This is a genomic window from Stenotrophomonas sp. STEN087 (genome assembly GCF_056759115.1).
The window spans coordinates 1-6,744 of sequence record NZ_JBRRCR010000136.1 but is presented as its reverse complement, the minus strand read 5'-3'; the positions used below and the strand labels follow the sequence as shown (position 1 = coordinate 6,744).

7 protein-coding genes and 1 riboswitch are annotated in these 6,744 nt (G+C 69.1%); of the genes, 2 read left to right on the top strand and 5 right to left on the bottom strand.

Annotation, left to right across the window (positions count from 1 at the left end; translation table 11 throughout):
* Positions 1-81: 81 nt before the first annotated feature.
* The 3 genes from ACVOK1_RS19865 to ACVOK1_RS19855 are packed head-to-tail and all read right to left on the bottom strand — an operon-like array spanning position 82 to position 1,925.
* Entirely contained in the window at positions 82-684 is a 603-nt protein-coding gene (locus ACVOK1_RS19865) for a hypothetical protein (RefSeq protein ID WP_481563032.1), read from the bottom strand.
* Positions 681-1,184, bottom strand: coding sequence for an RNA polymerase sigma factor (locus tag ACVOK1_RS19860; protein WP_481563031.1), 504 nt, complete (start codon positions 1,182-1,184; stop codon positions 681-683). Before ACVOK1_RS19860 ends, ACVOK1_RS19865 begins: the two co-directional genes overlap by 4 nt.
* Before the next feature lie 9 nt (positions 1,185-1,193).
* Positions 1,194-1,925: a hypothetical protein gene (locus ACVOK1_RS19855; protein WP_481563030.1), complete on the bottom strand. Its 732-nt coding sequence runs from the start codon at positions 1,923-1,925 to the stop codon at positions 1,194-1,196.
* 231 nt (positions 1,926-2,156) lie between these two features.
* Between ACVOK1_RS19855 and ACVOK1_RS19850 the strand changes: the two genes are divergently transcribed.
* Together ACVOK1_RS19850 and ACVOK1_RS19845 are read left to right on the top strand one after the other, a co-directional pair.
* On the top strand, positions 2,157-3,131 hold the full coding sequence (locus ACVOK1_RS19850; protein ID WP_481563029.1) for a Dyp-type peroxidase: 975 nt from the start codon (positions 2,157-2,159) through the stop codon (positions 3,129-3,131).
* A gap of 73 nt (positions 3,132-3,204) precedes the next feature.
* Positions 3,205-3,627 carry a hypothetical protein gene (locus ACVOK1_RS19845; RefSeq protein ID WP_481563028.1) on the top strand — a complete coding sequence of 141 codons (423 nt, stop codon included), beginning with the start codon at positions 3,205-3,207 and terminating at the stop codon, positions 3,625-3,627.
* Between the two features lie 46 nt (positions 3,628-3,673).
* Here ACVOK1_RS19845 and pnuC read toward each other — a convergent pair whose 3' ends face one another.
* The gene (pnuC, locus tag ACVOK1_RS19840) at positions 3,674-4,237 is read right to left on the bottom strand and encodes a nicotinamide riboside transporter PnuC (protein WP_406236539.1); all 564 of its coding nucleotides are present in this window, start codon (positions 4,235-4,237) and stop codon (positions 3,674-3,676) included.
* Between the two features lie 8 nt (positions 4,238-4,245).
* On the bottom strand, positions 4,246-6,435 hold the full coding sequence (locus ACVOK1_RS19835; protein WP_481563027.1) for a TonB-dependent receptor: 2,190 nt from the start codon (positions 6,433-6,435) through the stop codon (positions 4,246-4,248).
* Between the two features lie 70 nt (positions 6,436-6,505).
* Positions 6,506-6,600, bottom strand: a riboswitch (TPP riboswitch).
* Positions 6,601-6,744 lie beyond the last annotated feature (144 nt).

The window sequence follows — 6,744 nt, the reverse complement described above, 5'->3', positions numbered from 1 at the left end:
GTGTGTGGTGGGCCCCCCCCGCGCCTTCTTGCCCCCGTCCGGGGGGGTGTGCCCCCCCCCGCCGCGCGGCGCGGCGGGCCTCTACTGCAGCTGTGCCTCCAGCTCGGCCAGTCGGTCCAGTCGCCGCTGTCGGCGTCGACCGGCCCAGAGGCCGGCCATCGCCACAACCAGCACCACTGCGGCGTTCAACCACAGGTTCAGTGCCCAGGTCTGTGCTGGCACTGCACCGGGAACATCGGGTCCCGCCTGCATCGCGGTAAGCGCCATCCACACCAGCCCGCCCCAGACTGCCAGGGAAAGCCAGATGTTGACCCGCCAGATCTGCATCGAGATGCGCGCGCGCTGGCGCTCGAACGCCAGCAGTGCGGCCGGCGCCAGGCCGCGGCTGCGCCACTGTCGCCGCCGCTGCACGAAGATCCAGCCAGCCACGGCCAGCACGAACGCGATCAGGCCCCACAGCAGACCATGCGCGATCAGCTTGCGCGGATCGAGCAGGGCGCGGACGCAGTTGGCCACGGCCACCACGGTGATCAGCAGTTCAATGGCCGATCGCAGGCGGATCCAGCGGCTGCGCCGCTCCGCCTCGCGCTGCAGTGCGGCTACATCCACCGCGGGTGGGGCGGGCTGCTGCTGCCACAGGGCCTGCAGGTCGCTCCACTCCGGGTTGTCGGTTGCCGGTTTCATCGGGTGCCTCCCATCCGCTCACGTAGTTGCCGGCGTGCGCGGCTCAGGCGCTGGGCAACGGTGTTCTCTTCAAGGGCCAGTGCCTGGCCGATCTCGCGCTGCGAAAAGCCCTCCAGGGCAAGAAGCACTACCTGGCGCAGGCCCAATGGCAGCTGCTGTACCGCCCGCAGCAGGGTGTCCTGCTGCTGGGCGCGCGCGGCCTGCTGCTGAGGGTCCGCATCGGGATCGGGAAGGTGGTCGTCCAGCGCGCTGCCGCGATGGCGCTGCTCACTGGCCAGTGCATCCATCGCACGGTTGTGCGCCACCCGCGCGATGAAGGCGCGCAGCGTGCCTTCTTCGCCGCGCCAGCGTGGCAGCGCCTGCCACAAGGCGATGCTGATCTCCTGCAGCAGATCGTCGCGACGCGCCGGCTCGCGCGCGTAGCCGCCGGCCATGCGTGCGAGCAGGGGCCAATGCGCCCGCAGCACCTCTGCGATGTCGATGGACTGCGTCCTGCCCACCCGCGCTCCTCAGCCGATGCCGTCCGCGAAGGCGTCGCGGTAGATCCAATAGGATACGTAGCCGAGAAGCAGCAGGGGCAGCAGCAGCCACGGCTGGTACGGCAGCGCCAGCAGCAGCACCGCATTGAGCAGCAGGTAGGCACCGAGCGGACGCCAGCCTTCGCGCAGCAGCCGCAGGTTGTCGTGCAGGGCAGCCCGTGCGGGGATGCCATCCAGCAGCGCACGCGGCAGTGTGGTCAGCAGCAGCATGCCCAGCGGCAGGCCGCTGGCCAGCACCAGGGCGATCTGCAGGCGAGTGACCGTGGTGGCCAGCACCGCGCTGTCACCCAGAGCGAAGGCACCCGCGGCCGCAGGCCCGGCCAGCACGCCGGCCATCGCCACCTGGCCGGCGAAGACCACTGCCGAGAGCAGCGCCAGTACCGCGACCGTCGCGGGATGTGCACGCAGCCGGCGGCCTGCCTGCAGCGGCGCGAAGCGCCCCGTGCGGACGGACGAGTCCAGCATCAGCAGGGCCCACATCGATACCACTGGCACCACCAGCTTGGATACCACGACGCCGGCGACCGGCACGCCCAGCTGCAGCACGAGTTCCACCAGCATCGGCAGCAGCGCCAGCAGGAACAGCCGCAGCGGTGCGCGCCGCAGCATGCCCGCGCTGCGCGCAAGCCAGTGCAGGAGGCGACCGGTGGGCCAGCGGCGGCTTGGTTGAGTGGTGGTGGCAGCGATGTCCGGGGCGTGCATGCGGGCTCCAAGCGGCGTGTAGTGATGATTGAAGACGCCGCCGGCGGAAAAAACCTGACATCGATGTGCATCACGCCCACGCTCCAGTAGAGCCACGCCATGCGTGGATGCTTTCCTCAGCCACGCATGGCGTGGCTCTACTACAGCTCCACCATCTGCAGGGGGCTTCCGCTAGAATCGCCCGCACTTCGCCCCGCGCGACGCGCCCGCCCCACGCCAGCAGGATGTACCGTGAATTCCCAGCCCGCACCGATCACCGCCCTCAACCACACGCTCCACAACGAGCCGCAGCAGATCACCGCGCCGTTGACCCACTCGGCCGCGTTCCTGGTGCTGAAGGTGAAGGACGATGCCGATTCCATCGCCAAGGTGCGCGAGGTGCTGGGCAGCAGCGATGACCTGATCAAGAACACCGCCATCCGCGATATCGAGCGCACCTTCACCTGCAACGTGGCCATCGGCCACCGCGTGTGGGAAGCGGTGGTGGGCAGCACGCCGCCGCGCGAGCTGAAGCCGTTCCGCGAGATCAAGGGCGCGACCCACACCGCCGTGTCCACCCCGGGTGACCTGCTGTACCACGTGCGCGCGCGCACCATGGACCTGATCGTCGCCTTCGAGCGCAACCTGCTGATGGCCTTCGGCGATGCCGTGGAGACGGTGGATGAGGTGGCCGGCTTCCGCTACTTCGATGGCCGTGACCTGCTGGACTTCGTTGATGGCACGGCCAACCCGGAAGGGCTTTCGCTGCCGGAAGCCACGATCGTCGGCGACGAAGACCCCGACCATGCCGGCGGCAGCTACGTGGTCGTGCAGAAGTACCTGCACAACCTGGATGCCTGGCGCGCGCAGAAGACCGAGGCGCAGGAAGCGATCATCGGCCGCACCAAGCACGACAACATCGAGCTGGACGATGCCCCGGCCGACGCGCAGAAGTCGCACAAGACGCTGTGCACCATCGAGGATGCCGACGGCGAGCATGAGATCCTGCGTGACAACATGCCCTTCGCCAACCCGGGCCGCGGCGAGTACGGCACCTACTTCATCGGTTACACGCGCCGCCTGTGGGTGATCGAGCAGATGCTCGAGCGCATGTTCATCGGCAACCCCGCCCCGCTGCACGACCGGATCCTGGATTTCTCGACCGCCACCACCGGCGTCACCTTCTTCGCGCCCTCGCGCAGGGTGCTGGCCGACCTGGGCGAATAAGGCATCACTGCCGCCATCGACCTGTCATCTGCGGCGCCGACCATGATCGGCTGGATGACAAGGAAGGGCAGGCATGGCTTCTGAAGGCAAACGAGCGGGCGCACGGCGCTGGTGGCGGCCGCTGGCCTCACTGCTGGGGCTGCTGGCGCTGGGCAGTGGCCCGGTCGCCGCGCAGGAAGCGCCGGCACATTGGATGGCCTATGCGGCCTCGGTCGGCGGGCAGCTGCAGCAGCGCCTGCAGCAGCCCGAAGACGCCCGCGCGCAGCGCGTGCTGGAATGGATGCAGGCGCAGCCGGCTGCCTCCGCGCCCGCTCCGCTGGTCGTCAGCGTGTGGATCGCGGGCGATGGCCGCATCTCGAAGCTGGAGTTCGACAGCCTGGGCGATGCCAAGGTCGACGCCGACCTGCGCAGCACCCTGCAGGCCAAGCCATTGACCGAGGCCCCGCCGGCCGACATGCGGCAGCCGCTGCGCCTGGGCCTGGCCCTGACCCAGTAGAGCCACGCCATGCGTGGATGACCGTGGCGCCAACCAAGGTTGGCGACTACCGAAGCTCCTGCTCGCGTGCCGCGGCGCTCCACGCCCGCAGGCCGAACACCGCCAGGCCCAGGAAGAACACGTACAGCACCGCGGTCACATGCAGTGACTTGAACAGGTACGTGCCCACGTAGACCACGTCCACCGCGATCCACACCCACCAGCACGCCACGTGGCGGCGCGCCTGCCACCACTGCCCGACCAGGCTCAGCGCGGTCAGCATCGCATCCAGCCACGGCAGCGCCGCATCGGTGAAGCTGTGCATGGCCGTGCCCAGGGCGATGCCACCGCACAGGCCGATGGCCACGTCGCGCAGCGCCTTGCCGCGCGCCAGCGGCACGATGCGGATGCTGCCTTCGTCGGCGGCATGCTGGCGCCAGTTGATCCAGCCGTAGACCAGGAAGCCACCGAAGGCCACCTGCAGCAGCGTGTCCGAATACAGCTTGGCCTCGGCGAATACCGCGCCGTACAGCGCCACCGACAGCAGGCCCACCGGCCACGCCGCCAGCCGGCGGCGGGCCATCAGCCAGACGCCGAGCACGCTGCACAGCGCGGCGGTCCACTCGAGCAGGACGCCGCTCACAGCGCGAACGTCACCGACAGGCGCGCCTGTCGCGGTGCACCGGGGAACAGGTAGTAATCACCGCCGCTGCTGCCGGTATCGCGCCAGTAGAAGCGGTTGAACACGTTGTCCACCGACAGGTTCCAGGTCACCGCACGCTCGTGCAGGCGATGCTGGAAGCGCAGGCCGGCATCGAACACCGAGTAGTCCGGGGCACGCACGCTGCCATCGGCGCGGGCCACGTTGGACGAGGCATAGCGCCAGCCACCGGTCACATCCAGGCCCTGCACGAAGGGCAGCGCATGGGCCAGGTGCACGCTGGCACGCACCTTGGGCACGTTCACCAGCTGGTGGCCCTCATACGCCGGCGTACCTGCATCGTGTGCGCGCGCCTGCAGCACGCTGGCGCTGGCGACGATCTGCAGCGCATCGGTCAGCTGGCCGTTGGCGGTCAGTTCCAGGCCGCTGTGGGTCTGCGTGCCCTGCTGCACGAAGGTGTAGCCTGCCTCGCTATCGTCCGGCTGGGCGAACTGGTACGGCTGGGAAATGCGGAACAGCGCCGCGCCGAGGGTCAGTGCTTCCACCGGCACGTACTTCACGCCCACTTCCAGCTGGCGCGACTGCACCGACGGCAGGAACTCATCGGCGTTGGTGGTCCAGAACGGCGCCTCCTGGCCCAGCGAGATGCCGCGCACGTAGCTGCCGTAGATGTTGAGCTGGTCATTGGCCTTCCACACCAGCGCGGTCTGCGGCAGGAAGCGCGACAGGCGGCTCTGCCGCTGCAGGGCGCCACGCTTGTCATAGGCACGCTCGTCCAGGCGCACGAAACGGCCACCGGCCAGCCACTGCCAGTCATCACCGAAGCTGATGCGGTCCAGCGCGAACACGGCGGTCTGGCGGCTGTCCAGGCGGCGCGCGGATGGGCCCGGCTGCAGCGGCGAGGGCTCGTACACCGGTACCTGTGCATCGTGGATGTTGGCGCTGCCCACGTATTCGTTGACGCTGGGGCGGCGATCGACGGTGCGGCGGAAATAGTCGGCGCCGACGGTCAGCTCGTGGCCGACGCTGCCGGTGTCGAAACGGCCGCGCAGTTCGGCGCGCGCCTGCTGGTTGCGGCGGGTGTCGTCCGGGCTGCGGTAATCGTAGATGTCGTAGTCGCCATTGGGCGCGAAGTAATTGCCCGGCGTGCTGCCATCGGCGCACTGCGCGGTGTAGTAGCAGCCGTAGGCGAAGGCCACGTTGTCATCGATGACCGAACGGCTGTAGCCCACCGACACGCGCGACTGCCAGCGCTCGTTGAAATCGTAGGTGTGCAGGGCGGTGATGTTGGTGCTGGCGATATCCACCGGGCGCTGCCACGGCTGGTAGCCGAGCAGGTGCTTGCGGTCGACGCCGCGCGGCAGCTCGCTGGCGCCCAGCAGCTGGTAGCCGGAGACCGAACGCTGCGTGCTGGTCTGGTAGTTGGCATCCACTTCCAGCTTGCCGCGTTCGCCGATGAACCAGTCAGCGGCCAGCGAGTAGAAATTGCGGTTGCCGTCGGCGTGCTCGACGTAGGAGTTGCTGGCGTCCCACGCAGCATTGAGGCGCACGCCGAATCGCGGCGTGATCCAGTGGCCGACATCGGCCGCGACATAGCGCGAGCCTTCCGAATCGGTGCCCAGGGTGACGGTGCGCACTTCGGCCGGGCGCTTGCCCACGTAGTTGATGATGCCGCCCGGGGCCATCACCCCGGCGGCGAGGCCGGCTTCACCCTTGAGGATCTGCACTTCCTGCACGTTCTCCAGGGCCAGGCGCTGTTCGCCGGCGATGGCCAGGCCGTTGAAGCGGTAGCCGGTGGCTGCGTCCAGGGCGAAGCCGCGGATGGCGATGTTCTGGTAGTAGCCGACCGGTGCGTAGGCATCGCCCAGCGAGGCATCGTTGCTGGCCAGCTCGGACAGCGAACGCACCTGGCGACGGTCGAGGTAATCGCGGTCGAGCACGTTCACCGAGGCAGGCGTGTCCTTCCAGCTGCCGCCGCCGAAGGCATTGGCGCGCGAGGTATCGGCTGCGGGTTTGCCGGCCTGCACGCGCACGGCGGCCAGCTCGGTCGGCGAACGTTCGGCGCCAGTGGCGTCCACGTCGGGGGATGCCTCGGCAGCGCTGGCATGCAGCGGCAGGGCGGCGCAGAGGGCAAGGGCGAGCAGGGTGGGGCGCAGGCAGCGGTTCATTCGGTTCGTCTTCTGACAGCAAGGGAGACGAAGCGACGGCGCACGGACGCACCTGCCCGGAACGGGGGTGCGACTGCTGCTCAAAGCTCCCTACGCCGGTGCAAACCGGATCAGGTTCCAAGGGACTCTCTCAGCCTGGCAATCCAGGCACCCCCGCTTCAGATGACCATTTCACTACAAATGGTGGCGATTTGCGAGCCAGGGGGGAACGAGGGGTGGGGGCCCCCTTCTGGTGGGCGGGGGCGGGCCCCCGCCCCCCGCCCGGGGGGGGGGCGCCACCACCCCCGCCGCCCGGGCGGGGCACCCCCC

Excerpts from the sequence above, each read along its gene's own strand:
- ACVOK1_RS19845 (WP_481563028.1), top strand. The coding sequence starts at position 3,205 with ATGGCTTCTGAAGGCAAACGAGCGGGCGCACGGCGCTGGTGGCGGCCG.
- ACVOK1_RS19865 (WP_481563032.1), bottom strand. The coding sequence starts at position 684 with ATGAAACCGGCAACCGACAACCCGGAGTGGAGCGACCTGCAGGCCCTG.
- ACVOK1_RS19855 (WP_481563030.1), bottom strand. The coding sequence starts at position 1,925 with ATGCACGCCCCGGACATCGCTGCCACCACCACTCAACCAAGCCGCCGC.
- ACVOK1_RS19835 (WP_481563027.1), bottom strand. The coding sequence starts at position 6,435 with ATGAACCGCTGCCTGCGCCCCACCCTGCTCGCCCTTGCCCTCTGCGCC.